Source organism: Diaphorobacter nitroreducens (assembly GCF_002214645.1).
Classification (GTDB): Bacteria; Pseudomonadota; Gammaproteobacteria; order Burkholderiales; family Burkholderiaceae_C; genus Diaphorobacter; species Diaphorobacter nitroreducens.
The window spans coordinates 2,901,916-2,916,825 of the sequence record NZ_CP016278.1; the positions used below are offsets into that span (position 1 = coordinate 2,901,916).

Annotated in this window: 15 protein-coding genes and 1 tRNA gene; 8 read left to right on the top strand and 8 right to left on the bottom strand. The window is 66.6% G+C overall.

The genetic code is table 11. From position 1 onward, the window contains the following. The first annotated feature begins 46 nt into the window (after positions 1–46). Positions 47–379, top strand: coding sequence for a PsiF family protein (locus BA022_RS13575; protein ID WP_012655402.1), 333 nt, complete (start codon positions 47–49; stop codon positions 377–379). A 98-nt stretch (positions 380–477) separates the two neighbouring features. Here the strand turns inward: BA022_RS13575 and BA022_RS13580 are convergent, their stop codons facing one another. From BA022_RS13580 to BA022_RS13590, 3 genes are all read right to left on the bottom strand, one after another. Beyond that, positions 478–933, bottom strand: a complete 456-nt coding sequence (locus BA022_RS13580) for a DUF2214 family protein (RefSeq protein WP_011803804.1) — start codon at positions 931–933, stop codon at positions 478–480. A gap of 39 nt (positions 934–972) precedes the next feature. After that, entirely contained in the window at positions 973–1,557 is a 585-nt protein-coding gene (locus BA022_RS13585) for a DUF3016 domain-containing protein (protein WP_088887810.1), read from the bottom strand. Positions 1,558–1,648: 91 nt separating this feature from the next. Further along, positions 1,649–2,587 (bottom strand): LysR family transcriptional regulator, encoded by a 939-nt coding sequence (locus BA022_RS13590; protein ID WP_011803802.1) that lies wholly within the window; start codon positions 2,585–2,587, stop codon positions 1,649–1,651. Positions 2,588–2,813: 226 nt separating this feature from the next. Between BA022_RS13590 and BA022_RS13595 the strand changes: the two genes are divergently transcribed. From BA022_RS13595 to BA022_RS13615, 5 genes are all read left to right on the top strand, one after another. Then, positions 2,814–5,015: a malate synthase G gene (locus BA022_RS13595; RefSeq protein WP_088887811.1), complete on the top strand. Its 2,202-nt coding sequence runs from the start codon at positions 2,814–2,816 to the stop codon at positions 5,013–5,015. Positions 5,016–5,121: 106 nt separating this feature from the next. Continuing rightward, entirely contained in the window at positions 5,122–5,358 is a 237-nt protein-coding gene (locus BA022_RS13600) for a cysteine-rich CWC family protein (RefSeq protein ID WP_088887812.1), read from the top strand. 23 nt (positions 5,359–5,381) lie between these two features. After that, entirely contained in the window at positions 5,382–5,570 is a 189-nt protein-coding gene (locus BA022_RS13605; protein ID WP_011803799.1) for a 4-oxalocrotonate tautomerase, read from the top strand. A 33-nt stretch (positions 5,571–5,603) separates the two neighbouring features. Further along, the gene (locus BA022_RS13610; RefSeq protein WP_011803798.1) at positions 5,604–6,371 is read left to right on the top strand and encodes a class II glutamine amidotransferase; all 768 of its coding nucleotides are present in this window, start codon (positions 5,604–5,606) and stop codon (positions 6,369–6,371) included. Positions 6,372–6,497: 126 nt separating this feature from the next. Then, complete coding sequence (locus tag BA022_RS13615; RefSeq protein ID WP_088887813.1) at positions 6,498–7,007, top strand: DUF4142 domain-containing protein; 510 nt, start codon at positions 6,498–6,500, stop codon at positions 7,005–7,007. A 132-nt stretch (positions 7,008–7,139) separates the two neighbouring features. Here the strand turns inward: BA022_RS13615 and BA022_RS13620 are convergent, their stop codons facing one another. The 5 genes from BA022_RS13620 to BA022_RS13640 form a co-directional block, all read right to left on the bottom strand. After that, a complete protein-coding gene (locus BA022_RS13620; protein ID WP_088887814.1) occupies positions 7,140–8,303 on the bottom strand; it encodes a zinc-dependent alcohol dehydrogenase in 1,164 nt (387 codons plus the stop codon). A 63-nt stretch (positions 8,304–8,366) separates the two neighbouring features. Then, positions 8,367–8,828 carry a hypothetical protein gene (locus tag BA022_RS13625; protein WP_012655393.1) on the bottom strand — a complete coding sequence of 154 codons (462 nt, stop codon included), beginning with the start codon at positions 8,826–8,828 and terminating at the stop codon, positions 8,367–8,369. Between the two features lie 211 nt (positions 8,829–9,039). Beyond that, entirely contained in the window at positions 9,040–9,369 is a 330-nt protein-coding gene (locus BA022_RS13630; protein WP_088888622.1) for a KGG domain-containing protein, read from the bottom strand. Between the two features lie 168 nt (positions 9,370–9,537). Next, positions 9,538–9,613 (bottom strand) — tRNA-Arg (locus BA022_RS13635). A gap of 54 nt (positions 9,614–9,667) precedes the next feature. Then, positions 9,668–10,288, bottom strand: a complete 621-nt coding sequence (locus BA022_RS13640) for a TetR family transcriptional regulator (protein ID WP_088887815.1) — start codon at positions 10,286–10,288, stop codon at positions 9,668–9,670. A 171-nt stretch (positions 10,289–10,459) separates the two neighbouring features. Between BA022_RS13640 and BA022_RS13645 the strand changes: the two genes are divergently transcribed. Both BA022_RS13645 and BA022_RS13650 read left to right on the top strand, forming a co-directional pair. Continuing rightward, positions 10,460–11,734, top strand: a complete 1,275-nt coding sequence (locus BA022_RS13645; protein ID WP_088887816.1) for an efflux RND transporter periplasmic adaptor subunit — start codon at positions 10,460–10,462, stop codon at positions 11,732–11,734. 18 nt (positions 11,735–11,752) lie between these two features. Then, on the top strand, positions 11,753–14,899 hold the full coding sequence (locus BA022_RS13650) for an efflux RND transporter permease subunit (protein WP_088887817.1): 3,147 nt from the start codon (positions 11,753–11,755) through the stop codon (positions 14,897–14,899). Positions 14,900–14,910: the final 11 nt, after the last annotated feature.

Below are 14,910 nucleotides of genomic sequence, written 5' to 3' on the forward strand. Positions count from 1 at the left end.
TTGCCGGCGGGCGCATTCACCTTTTCCTTTTTTGCAGGAGCATTACATGAAGAAACTGCTTCCCCTGTTGGCCGCTGCCGGCTTTGCCCTTTCGTTCGCCGCACACGCTGCGGACGCCCCCGCGGCCGGCGCCTCCGCCCCCGCCAAGGCGCCCACGGCGCAGCAGACGCGCATGAAGACCTGCAATGCCGACGCCGGCGCCAAGAACCTCAAGGGCGACGAACGCAAAGCTTTCATGAAGGAGTGCCTGAGCGGCAACAAGGCGTCCACCCAGCAGGACAAGATGAAGAGCTGTAACGCGGACGCCGGTGCGAAGAACCTCAAGGGCGACGCCCGCAAGGCCTTCATGAAAGAGTGCCTGAGCGGCGCGGCCAGCTAAAAGACAGAAACACCGCGCGGGCCCGCCCATCGGGCCTGCGAGCAAACCCCGCGCGCCGGCCGCCCGCGGGGTTTCTCTTTTTGCCCTTCCCTCGGCGCTCAGCGCGTGCCCACGCCGCGTGCCAGGAAGACGGCCAACAGCGGAATCAGCGCCAGCAGATGGGCCTCGATCATCACCAGACGGCGCGTGCTGCGCACCTGGTCATCCGAGGGCAGCGCGCCGCCGGCGCGCACCGCGCGGCGCCAGCGCAGGAAGCGCATGGTCGGGACGATGGACATCAGCCCGATCACCACGAACAACGTGACCTTGGCATGCAGCAGCGGCTGCGACCAGTACCACGCCCCGCCCTTCATGCCCCACCAGGTGCGCGCCAGCCCGGTGGCCAGCACCAGCAGCGCCGAGATACCGTACAGCATGTCCACCCGCGCCAGCCGCTCGACTGCGGCCGCGTTCATCCACTCCTTGCGGCACAGCGCGGTCTCGCTGGCAAGGAAGGTGGCGGCCATGAGGAAGGCCAAGATGTGGGCATAGGCGAGCAGGGCTTCGGTGGTCACGGGTTTCCTTTCGGCAGAGGTACGCGCGGCGCGCACAGGTCAGGGGCGGCGCGCGGAGAACTCCCGCGCCACCCAATCATCGATCAGCGTCTTTTCGTGGCGCAGCTTGTCGCCAGGATAGCGGTCCCCGCGCATCTGGAATGCCAAGCCCGGCAGCGTGCGACTGCCTTCGGCCAAGGTACGGCCGTCTGGCGAGAGGCGCTTGAACTCCAGCGCGATGCGCGGCGGATGCACGTCGCGCACCACGCGCACCGCCTGGGCGGTGGCCCCCGCCGCGGGCTCGAATGCACCGGCGCGGCGCACGTCGGTGATGTGCACCTCCGCGCGCTCGCCCTCCGGCAAGGCTGCGGCCACGCGCTCGGCCAGGTGCTCGCACAGCGCATCCATCCAGGCACGCCGGGCCGCGGCGGGCTCGTGCGGGGTTTGCTCGCGCGCCTCGGCAAAGCCGGCCGGATCCGCGTAGGTGACACTGACCATGCCGGCCGGCACCCCGTGCGCGCGCGGCGTGGTTTCCGCGTGCCAGGCGGGCAAGGCGCAGCCGGCGACCAGGGCCAGCGCCATGACGGCCAGCATCCAGCGAGCGGCGGGCAACGCGGGGAGAACAGAAAGAATGGGAATGCGCATGAAAGCTCCTGTACGGTGGGCCGTGCATACGGCCCCGGCATGATGGCGGCCCGGCGGGAGGAATGCCGCGGCATTGTGCCCCGCGTTCATGTCAGACAGAGGCGGGCCGTGCCCAGAATTCGGGCTGCGCGTAATGGTGCTTCAGGTACTCGATCCACAGCCGCACGCGCAGCGGCAGGTGCTTGCGCTGGGGAAAGACGACATAGATGCCGTTGGGCGGCGCGGCGAACTCCTCCAGCACCGCCACCAGGCGGCCGGCCGCGATCTCGGACTCCACCTCCCAGGTGCTGCGCCAGGCGATGCCCCAGCCGCCCAGGCACCAGTCGTGCAGTACCTGGCCGTCGGAGCAATCGAGGGGCCCGCCGGGCTTGAAGTGCACGACCTCGGTGGCGCCGCCACCGCCGGCCACCGGCACGCGAAACGCCCAGCCGCGCGTCTGCGAGGCATCGCTGGAGAGGGTCAGGCAGTCGTGCTGGGCCAACTCGCCCGGGTGAGTGGGTGTGCCACGCCGCTGCAGGTACTGGGGCGTGGCCACGCACAGGCGACGGTTGTCCGCCATGCGCACGCTGACCAGGGACGAGTCGGGCAGGTCGCCCACGCGCACGGCGCAGTCGTAGCCCTCGCCCGCCAGGTCCACCACGCGGTCGCTCAGGTTCAGCGAGAGGGTCACCTCGGGGTGCAGGTCATGAAAGCGCGGCACCAGGGGCGCCACATGGCGCCGGCCAAAGCCGGCGGGCGCAGTGACGCGCAGATGCCCCGTGGCCTTCACGCCGCCGGCGGATACGCTGGCCTCGGCGTTGGCCACATCGGACAGCAGGCGCTGGCAGTCCTCCAGAAAGGCGCTGCCCTCGTGCGTGAGCGAGATGCGCCGCGTGGTGCGCACCAGCAGCTTCACGCCCAGGTGCTCCTCCAGCGCGTCCAGACGCCGCCCCATGATGGCCGGGGCCACGCCCTCGGCCTTGGCGGCGGCGGTGAGACTGCCCCGCGTGGCCACCGACACGAATGACTCGAACGCTTTGAGTTTGTCCATGAATACAAGCCAAATCAGGCTTCAAGCCTTATACAGCAAGCGCAAGCAGCTATCAATTTCATGAAAGCATGCACCGCACTCCCCATGCGGAGTGTGCCAACCTTTGCAAAAAAGTCATTGGTTAAGAGATATGTGCGCGATTTATTAATGGAAATATTTCCAATACAGTGGCATGCAAGGCTCCGCCATGGGCCACGGCTTTTCAATTACCGCTAGGGGGTTTCTCATGACCGCACGTACCCACGTCCACGGCCTGCAGGTGGCCAACGAACTGCACGCCTTCATCAACGAGCAGGTGCTGCCGGGCACCGGCGTCGAGCCGGCCGCCTTCTGGAAGGGCTTCGATGCCCTCGTGGCCGACCTGGCGCCCAAGAACGCGGCCCTGCTGGCCGAACGCGACCGCCTGCAAAAGGAACTGGACACCTGGCACAAGGCCAACCCGGGCCCCATCCAGGACATGGCAGGCTACCGCGCCTTCCTGAGCCAGATCGGCTACCTGGTCGAGCCCCCCAAGGGCGCGCAGGCCACCACCACCAACGTGGATGCCGAGCTGGCCATCCAGGCCGGCCCGCAGCTGGTGGTGCCCATCCTGAACGCACGCTACGCCCTGAACGCCGCCAACGCGCGCTGGGGCTCGCTGTATGACGCGCTGTACGGCACCGACGTGATCGGCGAAGAAGGCGGCGCCGAGAAGGGCAAGGGCTACAACCCCGTGCGCGGCGCCAAGGTCATCGCATTCGCACGCGACTTCCTGGACCAGGCGGCCCCGCTGGCCAGCGGCTCGCACAAGGACGCCACGGCCTACAAGGTAGAGGGCGGCACGCTGGCCGTCACGCTCCAGGGCGGTGCCACCACCGGCCTGAAGAACGCGGCCCAGTTCGTGGGCTACCAGGGCAATGCGGCCGAGCCATCGTCCGTGCTGCTGGTGAACAACGGCCTGCACATCGACATCCGCGTGGACCGCAACACCCCCATCGGCAAGGGCGACGCCGCCGGCGTGGCCGACGTGGTGGTGGAAGCTGCGCTGTCCACCATCCTGGACCTGGAAGACTCGGTGGCCGCCGTGGACGCCGAGGACAAGGTGCTGGGCTACAGCAACTGGCTGGGCATCCTCAAGGGCACGCTGACCGACACCTTCGACAAGGGCGGCAAGCAGGTCACGCGCGGCCTGAACCCCGACCGCGAATACACCGGCGCCGACGGCAAGCCCGTGAAGCTGCACGGCCGCTCGCTGATGTTCGTGCGCAACGTGGGGCATCTGATGACCAACCCCGCCATCCTGTGGGGTGGCGAGGGCAAGGAAATTCCCGAGGGCATCCTGGACGCCATGGTCACCACGGCCATCGCCATCCACGACCTCAAGGGCGGCGCGGGCGGCATCCGCAACAGCCGCACGGGCAGCGTCTACATCGTCAAGCCCAAGATGCACGGCCCTGCCGAAGTGGCGTTTGCCAACGAGCTGTTTGGCCGCGTGGAGCAGGTGCTGGGCCTGCCCGCCAACACCGTGAAGCTGGGCATCATGGACGAAGAGCGCCGCACCAGCGTGAACCTGAAGGCCTGCATTGCCGCCGCTCCGGCGCGCGTGGCCTTCATCAACACCGGCTTCCTGGACCGCACGGGCGACGAGATGCACACCGCCATGCAGGCCGGCCCCATGATCCGCAAGGGCGACATGAAGAGCAGCGCCTGGATCCAGGCCTACGAGCGCAACAACGTGCTGGTGGGCCTGTCCATGGGCCTGTCCGGCCGCGCGCAGATCGGCAAGGGCATGTGGGCCGCACCCGACCTGATGAAGGCCATGCTGGAGCAGAAGATCGCCCATCCCAAGGCCGGCGCCAATACGGCCTGGGTGCCCAACCCCACGGGCGCCACGCTGCACGCGCTGCACTACCACCAGGTCAACGTGGCCGCCGTGCAGGCCGAGCTGCTGAAGGTGGACGCCGACGCCGAGCGCGACAACCTGCTGACCGGCCTGCTCACCGTGCCCGTGAGCAGCAACCCGCACTGGAGCGAGACCGAAAAGCAGCAGGAGCTGGACAACAACATCCAGGGCATCCTGGGCTACGTGGTGCGCTGGATCGACCAGGGCGTGGGCTGCTCCAAGGTGCCGGACATCAACGACATCGGCTTGATGGAAGACCGCGCCACGCTGCGCATCTCCAGCCAGCACGTGGCCAACTGGCTGCTGCACGGCGTGGTGACAGAAGGCCAGGTGCGCGCCACGTTCGAGCGCATGGCCGCCAAGGTGGACCAGCAAAACAGCGGCGACCCGCTGTACCAGCGCATGCACGGCCGCTTTGCCGAGTCCATGGCCTACCAGGCCGCCTGCGATCTGGTGTTCAAGGGCGTAGAGCAGCCCAGCGGCTACACCGAGCCGCTGCTGCACGCCTGGCGCCAGAAGGTGAAGGCCGCGCAGAAGAAGGCTTGATTGCTATTCAAACAATAGCTGCTAGCGCTTGATGGACGGGCGCCAGGGGCCATTTTGACCACAACGGCACCCACGGGTGCCGTTGTGCTTTCGTACACTCTCCCCCATGCCCACCGCCGCTCCCTCCACCACGCGCTGCCCGCTGTGCGGCCAATCCAACGGTTGCGCCGTGGCCGCCGGGTTGCCGGCGCAGCAATGCTGGTGCATGCACGAGAGCGTTTCGCGCGAGGCACTGGCGCGCCTGCCCGCCGAGGCGCGCGGCCGCGCGTGCATCTGCCCGCTGTGTGCCCGCGAACAGCCCGCCGCGCCGCAGGCCCCGGCGCCTATCCTTCCCCGTCCCTAAACCCCAACCGGAATCCCACCACCATGCCCACGTACCACATCGAGATGATGGAAGGCCGCACCGTCGAGCAAAAGCGCAAGCTGGTCGAGGAGATCACGCGCGTGTCCGTCGAAATCCTGGGGGGCTCCCCCGAGTCGGTGGACATCCTGATCACGGACGTGAAGCGCGAGAACTGGGCCACGGGCGGCAAGCTCTGGCTGGACCGGCAGTAAGCCGCCCTCCAACGCACCACAGGCCGATCGCCCATGTGCCAGCTCCTTGGCATGAATGCCAACACGCCCACCGACGTGACCTTCAGCTTCACGGGGTTTGCGCAACGCGCCGGCAACACGGCCGACCACACGGACGGCTGGGGCATCGCCTTCTTCGAGGGGCGCGGGCTGCGCCACTTCGTGGACCATGAGCGTGCCACCGATTCACCCGTGGCGGAGCTGATCCGCCGCTACCCCATCAAGAGCCGCAACGTCATCGCCCACATCCGCAAGGCGACCCAGGGCGTGGTGAGCCTGGAAAACTGCCACCCCTTCGTGCGCGAGCTGTGGGGGCGCTACTGGGTGTTTGCGCACAACGGCGACCTCAAGGACTTCCGTCCGCGCCTGCACGCGCACTTCCACCCGGTCGGCACCACCGACAGCGAGCATGTATTCTGCTGGCTGATGCAAGAGCTGAGCAAGTCCCACGCGGGCATGCCGAGCATCGAGGAGCTGACGCTGACGCTGCGCGAGCTGGCGGCGCGCATTGCGCCCCACGGCACCTTCAACTTCCTGCTGTCCAACGGGCAGGCGCTGTGGGCCCACGCGTCCACCCACCTGTACTACATCGAACGCCGCCACCCGTTCTCCCAAGCCCAGCTGTGCGATGAAGACCTGCGCGTGGACTTCTCCGCGCACACCACGCCCAACGACAAGGTGGCCGTGGTCGTCACGGCGCCGCTGACCTCCAACGAGCAATGGACCGCCTTCCAGTCGGGAGAGATGCGGGTGTTCGTGGACGGCCAGTGCCAGGCCGCCTGAGCGCCCCGGCCGGCGGAGCCGCCCCGCAGTGGCGGTAGGAGACGGCTGACCCACCCCTCCTGCACGGGCCGACAGCCCCTTCGCAGGGCCGTTCCGATACTCGCCCTTTTTTCTAGGAGGACAGCTATGCCAAAAATCTGCACCGCCAGGCTGGTGACCGCAGCCTGCGGACTGGTGCTCGCCGCAGCGGCCCATGCCGATGCCAGCACGAAAGACCGCGAATTCCTGACGCAGGCCGCTACCGGCGGGCTCTACGAGGTCCAAGCCGGCAAGCTTGCACAGAACCGCGCTACGGCCAACGAAGTGAAATCGTTTGGCGCGATGCTGGTGAAGGACCACACCGCCGCCAACGACGAACTCCGGGCCTTGGCGGCGCGCAAGGGCGTCGCGCTGCCCACCACCCTCCCTGGCGACAAGCAAAAGCAACTGGACCAGCTCGCCAAAGCCCAGAACTTCGACCAGGAATTCCTCTCGCAGGTGGGCCTTAACGACCACCGCCACGACATCGCGCTGTTCGAGGCGGCCGGCAAAGACGCAGACGATCCGGAGATCCAGACCTTCGCCCTCAAGGCGCTGCCGAAACTCAAGGCACACAAGGACCACGCCGAAGACCTGGCGGTTTCCATCAAGCGATGAAGGCCCGGCCGATGGGTGGCCGCATCGCCACCCATGGGAGGGAGGCGATGACTGACTCCGGCGGCCGGTGGCCTGCCCAACCTGGCCCGGCCTCACCGTATGCGGGCAGCAGCACGCGCGGGTAGCAGCGCGCTAGGGCGTCAACACCACCTTGCGGCACTCCTCTTCCTTCTTCTCGAAGATTTCATAGCCGCGCGCGGCATCGGCAAGCTTCATGCGGTGGGAAATGATGACCTCCGGCCGCATGCGGCCGTTGGCGACGTGTTCCAGCAACTGGGGCATGTACTTTTGCGCATGCGTCTGCCCCATGCGGAAGGTGAGCCCCTTCTCGAAGGCGTCACCGAAGAGGAAGCCGTGGATGAAGCCGGCATAGACCCCCGGTACGCTGAGGACTCCGCCGCGGCGCGTTGCGGCGATGCACTGGCGCAGCGCCTTGCCGCTGGAACCCTCCAGCCGCACGGCGGTGAGCGCCGTCTCCAGCGCGCTGCCCTTGGCCTCGAAACCCACGGCGTCGATCGTGGCATCCACGCCGTGCCCACCCGTGGCCGAGAGAATGGTTTCGGCCGGGTCCTCGTCCTTGTCGAAGTTGATGGGCACCACACCGTACGTGGCCTGAGCAAACTGCAACCGGTACTCGTTGTGGTCCACCATGAAGATCTGCTCCGCGCCCAGGAAGCGCGCCGCCAGGGCGCTCATCAGCCCCACCGGTCCCGCGCCGAAGATCGCCACAGAAGAGCCCGGACCGATCTGTGCATTGACCGCCGCCTGGTAGCCGGTGGGAAGGATGTCGGACAGGAAAAGCACCTGCTCGTCGCTCAGCACCTGGGGCACCTTCAGCGGCCCGACGTTGCCGTGCGGCACCCGCACGTACTCGGCCTGCCCGCCGGGGTAACCGCCGTAGAGGTGGCTGTAGCCAAACAGCCCTGCACCCGCGGTGGCGTTCTTTTTGTTGAGGATGGCGCCGCGTCCCGGATTGGTGTTCTCGCAGGCCGCGAACAGGGTTTTGTCGCAATAGAAGCAGGATCCACAGGCGATGACGAACGGCACCACCACGCGATCACCAGGGCGCAGTCCCGTCACTGCAGGGCCCACCTCTTCCACGATACCCATGAATTCATGGCCGAGGATGTCGCCGTCCTTCATGCCAGGGATCTTTCCGCGGTAGATATGCAGATCCGAGCCGCAGATGGCCGTGGCGGTGACGCGCAGCAGCACATCGTCCTGTGCGAGCAGCACGGGGTCGGGCACGTTTTCCACGCGCACGTCCTTGGCGCCTTGGTAGGTGAGAGCTTTCATGCGATCACTCCGTCAATGGCCGGGGACACCGGGCGCACGGCGCGCAGGGCTGTGCGCCGGGGTTCAGATTTCCATGCCTTCGGGTTCGCCGGCCTCGATCAATGCGCTGTTCAACAGCGTGACGTCCGTTGCCAACGCGTTGCGGCGACCATCGCCGCCGATGCGGAAATGGGCCATGGGACTGTTGACGAACTGGAGCGCGGAGCCAAAGCAGGGGGAAGGCAGGATCAGCGTTCCCACCGCCGCGTTGTCGACCAGTTGGAACGTCGGCAGCATGACGCGGTTGGACTCGGAAAACCCGATCTTCAGAAACGTGCGGAAGGACCCGGCGCGCATCCCCGTCAGCTCGATGAAGCCGGTGGCCATGGGCACGGTGAAGCCTTCCGCACTGAAGGTGTCGATGCCGGAAAGCAAGGCCGCCCGCACATGCTTGACCTTCGTGACGACGTAACTGTCCCAATCCGGTTGAAAGGTCTGGGCTTTTTGCAGATTCGTTCCCCAGGGATGGGGAGTTGATGTGGTCATGGGTAGTCCTATGGGTGCGGACCAGATGCGGTATCCACCAGAGTTCGATCACGTTTGAAACGTCTCATCCTGCGGACATGCCCTCGTACGGGATGTAGGAGCACGCTTATATGGCTGACAGCTTGGGGCTCAAGCGCGCGTGCCGATCCGCGCGGGGCACCGGCTGGATCGAAGGCCCTGCCTACTGCGGGCCTCCGATCCCGTGCCAGACTCAACGGTCGTTCTTGTGGCTCTGGCTGCCGGCGCGCGCCTGCTGCTCGCTGCTGCCGCCCCGGGTATTGCCCGAGCCGGAAGAGGCGTTGTTGCCCCCACCGCCATGGCTCTTGGCTCCCGCGGCGCGGGCTTCCTGCGATGTGAACTCGTGGGCGTTGCCCGAAGCGTGCGCTGCACGCCCCCCCTCTGCGGCGATCTCGCGCTGGCGGTCGGGGTCCATTGAGGCAAATCCGCGCCCCGAGCCCGACTGCCCTTGGTTGTTGTCCCGGCTCCCCTGGCTCTGATTGCGGTTGCCTTGGTTCTGGTTGCCCTGATTGGTGTTTGCCATTTCCATCTCCGGTAAGTTGAACAAGTCACACGGAAACTGCCGTGTGAAGTTCACTGTCGGGGGACTGCAAAGGGCCAACCGTAGGCTAGGGACTACCCGTCCGTAGGCGCGGCTTGACGAATGGACGGAGGGAACAAAAAAGCCCTTGGGAACAAGGGCTGGGGAATGTGGCGCGGCTGGCGGGGATCGAACCCACGACCCTTGGCTTCGGAGGCCAATACTCTATCCACTGAGCTACAGCCGCTGGGAAAGTCCGCCCGAGGGCGAACAAGCGGCGGATTATCGCACGTGGCTGTCGCTACAGACGAAAACCCAACCCCCGCAGATAGGCGTCGATGGCGCCTCGGCTGACGGTCACCAGATCGAAGCGTCCATGGGTCAGCAACCAGGACTGCAGCAGGCCATCGAACAGCGCCTGTACACCCATCGCGGCGGTGTGTGGCTCCATCGGCAATTGCAGGTTCTGGTCTTCTGCCGCCGAACGCAATTCACCCTCGATCAGCGCGCAAAAATCTGCACAGCCTTCGATATGGTTGTCGCGCACCGCCGCGAGGTCGTTGACGTATTCGACCCGGTACAACGCGATCTCGAACACCCGGCGCGTGCGCTCGTCCTGGACGATGGTGCGCTGGACGAAGTCCACCATGGACCGCAGCCGTTCCAACGGGGGCAGAGTGGCCATGCTGGCGCTCTTGCTGCCCACCTGCTCCAGCGGGTGGGTCACCCGGTCCATCATGGCATTGAACAAGTCCACTTTGTCCTTGAAATGCCAGTAGATCGCGCCGCGCGTGGCGCCCGCAGCCTGGGCAATGTCGCTCAGCGAGGCGCGCGACACGCCTTTTTCGTAGAACACACGCTCGGCAGCATCCAAAAGGCTGTTGCGCGTAGCATCTGCATCTTCCTTGGTACGTCGTGCCATGGATGGGAACCTCCAAAACGTGGATACGGCAACGGCCGCGCTTTCCACGTAATTATACATTCATGGATGTATGTATAATCATTCCCCTTTGCGCGTCTGTCATTTACCCGTGTCAGCATCACCCGCCGGTCTCAAACAACATCTAACGCATACCGCCGTCAAAGGATTTCCATGCCTCGTCTGAACAACGCAACAGCCCGTGCTATCCGCCCCTTCCAGCGCACCTCTGTCCCCGCAGCCCTCGCGGTTGCGCTGGCAGCGGCCCTTGCGCTCGGCGCCTGCGGCCAGAAAAGCGACGCCCCCACCGCGGGCGCATCACCCCGCGCACCGGAGGTGGGCGTGGTCACCGTGCAGCCAGGTGACATCGGGCTGGTCACCGAATTGCCCGGCCGGCTGGAAGCGTCGCGCGTTGCCGAAGTGCGCGCTCGGGCCGCGGGCATTCTGCAAAAGCGCCTCTTCAGGGAAGGCAGCGATGTGAAGGCCGGCCAGCAACTGTTCCTGATCGACAGCGCGCCCTACCAGGCCAGTGTGGCCCAGGCCGAAGCCAGCGTCGCCCAGGCCGAGGCGAGCCTGGCGCAAAGCCGTGCGCTGGCCGAGCGCTATCGCCCGCTGGTGGCCGTCAACGCCATCAGCAAGCAGGAATACGACAATGCGGTCGCCGCGCAGAAGACCGCCGAAGCCAATGTTGCCGCCGCCAAGGCCGCGCTGACCACGTCGCGCATCAACCTGGGCTATGCGACGGTCACCGCTCCGATTTCGGGCCGCATTGGCCGCGCCCTCGTCACGGAAGGCGCGCTGGTGGGCCAGGGCACACCCACCGAACTGGCGGTGATCCAGCAGATCGACCCGCTGTATATCAACTTCACGCAGTCCGCCTCGGAGGCCCTCAAGCTGAAGGCCGCCATGGCCAGCGGCAAGTACAAGCAGTCCGGTGCCAATGCGGCCAACGTGCGCGTAGTGCTGGAAGACGGCAGCGTGTATCCGCAGACCGGCCGCCTGCTGTTCACCGACCTCACCGTGGACGCCACCAGCGGCCAGGTGACCCTGCGTGCCGAAGTCCCCAACCCCGAGCGCGCCCTGCTGCCCGGCCTGTACGTGCGCGTGCGTCTGGAGCAGGCCCAGGTGGACAACGGCATTCTGCTGCCCCAGCAGGCCGTCACCCGCTCCGGCAAGGCCGACACGGTGATGGTGGTGGGCCCCGACAACCACGTCACACCGCGCGTGGTCAAGCTCGGCCCGGCCCAGGGTTCCAACTGGGTGGTGCTCGACGGCCTGAAGTCGGGCGAACAGGTCATGGTGGACGGCTTCCAGAAGCTGCCCCGCGGCAAGCCGGGCGACCCGATCGTCGTCCAACCCGTGCCGTGGCAACCGCAAGGTGCCGCCAAGGCCCCAGCGGCGCCAGCGTCCGCCGCCAGCCAGCCCGCCGCAACGCCGGCCCAACAATAAGAACCAGGAGCGCGGCACATGGCCAAGTTCTTCATCGAGCGCCCCATTTTCGCGTGGGTGATCGCTATCTTCATCATGGTGGTCGGCGCGGTCTCGATCACCCAGCTACCCATTGCGCAGTACCCGGCGGTGGCGCCTCCGACCATCCAGGTATCGGTGGCCTATCCCGGCGCCACCGCCCAGACCCTGGAGGACAGCGTGCTCGCCGTCATCGAACGCGAGATGAACGGCGCCACCGGTCTGGCCTACATGGAAACCACCAGCCAGGCGAACGGCACGGGCTCGATCGTGCTGAGCTTCGAGCCAGGCACGAACGACGACCTGGCCCAGGTGGACGTGCAAAACCGCCTGTCGCGCGCCACCCCGCGCCTGCCAGCCGCGGTGACGCAGCAGGGCGTGCGCGTGGAAAAGTCGCGCTCCAACTTCCTGCTGTTTTCCATCCTCACGTCCGACAACCCCAACGTGAGCATCGAGGCACTCAACGACTATGCCGCGCGCAACGTGGTGCCTGAACTGCAGCGCCTGCCGGGCGTGGGCGGTGTGACGCAGTTCGGCTCCGAGCGTGCCATGCGCATCTGGATCGACCCGGTCAAGCTCAAGGGATTCAATCTCTCGCTCGACCAGGTCAATGCCGCGATCCGCGCCCAGAACGTGCAAGTGTCGGCCGGCAACCTGGGCGACCTGCCCGCCGCGGAAGGCCAGACCACCTCGGCCACCATCGTCGTCAAGGGGCAGCTGTCCACCGTGGAGCAGTTCGGCGACATCGTGCTGCGCGCCAACACCGACGGCTCCACCGTCCGCATGAAGGATGTGGCGCGCATCGAACTGGGCGCGCAAAGCTACAGCACCAGCGCGCGGCTGAACGGGTCGCCCTCGGTGGGCATGGGCGTGCAGCTCACCTCCACCGCCAACGCACTGGCCACGGCCGAAGCCGTGAAGACCAAGCTGGCCGACCTGCAGAAGTACTTTCCCGAAGGCGTGAAGTACGCGATTCCCTACGACACCTCCACCTTCATCTCGGTGTCCATCGAGAAAGTGGTCCACACGCTGCTGGAAGCCGTGGCGCTGGTGTTCCTGGTGATGTTCCTGTTCCTGCAGAACTTCCGCTACACCATCATCCCCACCATCGTGGTGCCGGTGGCGCTGCTGGGCACCTTCGGCGCCCTGCTGGCCATGGGCTTCTCGATCAACGTGTTGACCATGTTCGGCATGGTGCTGGTGATCGGCATCGTGGTGGACGACGCCATCGTGGTGGTGGAGAACGTGGAGCGCATCATGGCCGAGGAGGGGCTGCCGCCGCTGCAGGCCACGCGCAAGGCCATGGGCCAGATTTCCGGCGCCATCGTGGGCGTGACCGTGGTGCTGATCTCGGTGTTCGTGCCGCTGGCGTTCTTCGCGGGCTCCACCGGCAACATCTACCGCCAGTTCGCGGCCACCATGGGCACGTCGATTGCGTTCTCGGCCTTCCTGGCACTGTCGCTGACGCCCGCGCTGTGCGGCACGCTGCTCAAGCCCGTCGCGGAAGACCACCACGAGAAGAAAGGCTTCTTCGGCTGGTTCAACCGTGTCTTCAAGAGCACCACGCACCGCTATGAGTCGGGCCTGTCCCGCCTCGTGCGCCGCGGCGGTCGCATGCTGATCATCTACGCCGCGCTGATCGGTGCCGTGGGCATCGTGTACATGCGCCTGCCCACCTCCTTCCTGCCCAATGAAGACCAGGGCTACCTGATCGCCAACGTGCAACTGCCCGCCGGGGCATCGCTGGAGCGCACGCAGAGCGCACTGAGCGCGGTGGAGGACTTCGCCCTGAAGCAGACCGAGGTGAATGACATCGTCACCGTGGCGGGCTTCTCGTTCTCCGGCCAGGGGCAGAACGCGGGCCTGGCGTTCATCACCCTCAAGGATTGGAGCGAGCGCCCCGGCGCCGCGCACTCCGCCGACGCCGTGGCCGGCCGCGCTATGGGCGCGCTGTCGGGCTTCCGCGATGCCTTCATCTTCGCGCTCAGCCCGCCGCCGATTCCCGAGCTGGGCACGGCCTCGGGCTTCACGTTCCGGCTGCAGGACCGCGGGTCCAAGGGCCACGACGCCCTGGTGGCGGCACGCAACCAGCTGCTGGGCATGGCGTCGCAGAGCAAGGTGCTCGCTGGCGTGCGCCCCGACGGCATGGAAGACGCACCCCAGATGCAGATCAACATCGACCGCGACAAGGCCAATGCCCTGGGCGTGTCGTTCGATAGCATCAGCAGCGCCCTGGGCACCGCGCTCGGCTCGTCTTATGTGAACGACTTCCCTAACCAGGGCCGGTTGCAGCGCGTGGTGGTGCAGGCCGATGCCTCGGCACGCATGCAGCCCGAGTCGGTGCTGGATCTGCCCGTGCTCAACAACAAGGGGCAGGTGGTGCCGCTGTCTACTTTCGCGTCCACGCAATGGATCAGCGGTGCCATGCAGACTGTGCGCTACAACGGCTATCCGGCGATGAAGATCGCCGGCAATGCGGCACCGGGCTTCAGTACCGGCGACGCCATGCAGGAGATGGAGCGCCTGTCCGCGCAGCTGCCCGAGGGCTTCGGCTTCGAATGGACGGGCCAGTCGCGCGAGGAAAAGCTCGCGGGCTCGCAGGCCATGGTGCTCTACGCGTTCTCGCTGCTGGCGGTGTTCCTCTGCCTGGCAGCGCTGTATGAGAGCTGGTCCATCCCGTTCTCGGTCCTGCTGGTGGTGCCGCTCGGCGTGCTGGGCGTGGTGCTGGCAACGCTGCTGCGCGGCATGTCCAACGACGTGTACTTCCAGATCGGCCTGGTGACCATCATCGGCCTGTCGGCGAAGAACGCCATCCTGATCATCGAATTTGCCAAGGACCTGCAGGCCTCGGGCAAGAGCGTGATCGAGGCAGCCCTGGAGGCGGCCCACCTGCGCTTTCGCCCCATCATCATGACGTCGCTGGCCTTCACGCTGGGCGTAGTGCCGCTGTTCCTCGCATCGGGCGCCAGCTCGGCGAGCCAGCGCGCCATCGGCACCGGGGTGATCGGCGGGATGATCACCGGCACGCTGCTGGCCGTGGTCTTCGTGCCCGTGTTCTTCGTGGTGGTGCGCAGCTTCTTCAAGGGCAGCCGCCGCCAGCAGGAGCATGACGCCCAGCAGGCACTCCAACACCGCGGCGAGGCCTGAGCCCCGCCGGC

Excerpts from the sequence above, each read along its gene's own strand:
- BA022_RS13575 (WP_012655402.1), top strand. The coding sequence starts at position 47 with ATGAAGAAACTGCTTCCCCTGTTGGCCGCTGCCGGCTTTGCCCTTTCG.
- BA022_RS13585 (WP_088887810.1), bottom strand. The coding sequence starts at position 1,557 with ATGCGCATTCCCATTCTTTCTGTTCTCCCCGCGTTGCCCGCCGCTCGC.
- BA022_RS13590 (WP_011803802.1), bottom strand. The coding sequence starts at position 2,587 with ATGGACAAACTCAAAGCGTTCGAGTCATTCGTGTCGGTGGCCACGCGG.
- BA022_RS13595 (WP_088887811.1), top strand. The coding sequence starts at position 2,814 with ATGACCGCACGTACCCACGTCCACGGCCTGCAGGTGGCCAACGAACTG.
- BA022_RS13600 (WP_088887812.1), top strand. The coding sequence starts at position 5,122 with ATGCCCACCGCCGCTCCCTCCACCACGCGCTGCCCGCTGTGCGGCCAA.
- BA022_RS13605 (WP_011803799.1), top strand. The coding sequence starts at position 5,382 with ATGCCCACGTACCACATCGAGATGATGGAAGGCCGCACCGTCGAGCAA.
- BA022_RS13610 (WP_011803798.1), top strand. The coding sequence starts at position 5,604 with ATGTGCCAGCTCCTTGGCATGAATGCCAACACGCCCACCGACGTGACC.
- BA022_RS13615 (WP_088887813.1), top strand. The coding sequence starts at position 6,498 with ATGCCAAAAATCTGCACCGCCAGGCTGGTGACCGCAGCCTGCGGACTG.
- BA022_RS13620 (WP_088887814.1), bottom strand. The coding sequence starts at position 8,303 with ATGAAAGCTCTCACCTACCAAGGCGCCAAGGACGTGCGCGTGGAAAAC.
- BA022_RS13625 (WP_012655393.1), bottom strand. The coding sequence starts at position 8,828 with ATGACCACATCAACTCCCCATCCCTGGGGAACGAATCTGCAAAAAGCC.
- BA022_RS13630 (WP_088888622.1), bottom strand. The coding sequence starts at position 9,369 with ATGGCAAACACCAATCAGGGCAACCAGAACCAAGGCAACCGCAATCAG.
- BA022_RS13640 (WP_088887815.1), bottom strand. The coding sequence starts at position 10,288 with ATGGCACGACGTACCAAGGAAGATGCAGATGCTACGCGCAACAGCCTT.
- BA022_RS13645 (WP_088887816.1), top strand. The coding sequence starts at position 10,460 with ATGCCTCGTCTGAACAACGCAACAGCCCGTGCTATCCGCCCCTTCCAG.
- BA022_RS13650 (WP_088887817.1), top strand. The coding sequence starts at position 11,753 with ATGGCCAAGTTCTTCATCGAGCGCCCCATTTTCGCGTGGGTGATCGCT.